Origin of the sequence: Streptomyces sp. NPDC059454 (assembly GCF_042749965.1) — a bacterium.
Lineage (GTDB): Bacteria > Actinomycetota > Actinomycetes > Streptomycetales > Streptomycetaceae > Streptomyces.
The window spans coordinates 1-835 of the sequence record NZ_JBHYVC010000074.1; the positions used below are offsets into that span (position 1 = coordinate 1).

General features: G+C 69.5%; 1 pseudogene. It reads right to left on the bottom strand.

Annotated elements, in window-relative coordinates:
• Positions 1-137: 137 nt before the first annotated feature.
• Positions 138-835: pseudogene (locus ACFXAE_RS31925) on the bottom strand (hypothetical protein); the annotation flags it as partial.

Genomic DNA, 835 nt, shown 5'->3' on the forward strand with positions numbered 1-835 from the left:
CGCCGATGGTACTGCAGGGGGGACCCTGTGGGAGAGTAGGACGCCGCCGAACAATCTTTGGAAGGACCCCTGGTCCCAGCGTTCAGCTGGGACCAGGGGTCCTTTTTTATTTATGCTTGCAGTACCGAAGACAGGAGTCACCGATGTCCACCAACTCTCCCGACGACCGACCGGAGCGCGACCAGCGGCGACGGGACAGCGGTGACCGTCCTGAGCGCTCCGACCGTGGTGGCCAGCGCGGCGGTGGCCCGGGCCGAGGCAATGACCGTGACCGTGGCTTCCGGCGGGACGACCGTACCGATGGCCGGCCGGAGCGTGGTGGCTTCCGCGGACGGGACGACAACCGTGGTGGTGAGCGCGGTGGTTTCCGTGGGCGGGATGACCGTCGTGACGACAGTCGTGGTGGCGAGCGCGGTGCTTTCCGTGGCCGTGACGACCGTGGCGGCGAGCGTGGTGGCTTGCGCCGAGATGACGACCGGGGTTACGGCCGTCGCGACGACCGGCGAGGTGACGATCGTGGTGGCTTCCGTGGCCGCGACGACCGTGGCGGTGAGCGCGGTGGTGGCGAGCGCGGTGGTTTCCGTCGCGAGGACAGCCGTGGTGGCGAGCGTGGCGGTTTCCGTCGGGACGACACTCGCGGTGGTTACCGTGGGCGGGATGACCGTCGTGACGACAGCCGTGGTGGAGACCGTGGGCGGGATGACCGTCGTGACGACAGTCGTGGTGGCGAGCGCGGTGCTTTCCGTGGCCGCGACGACCGTGGCGGTGAGCGCGGTGGTGGCGAGCGCGGTGGTTTCCGTCGCGAGGACAGCCGTGGTGGCGAGCGTGGCGGTTT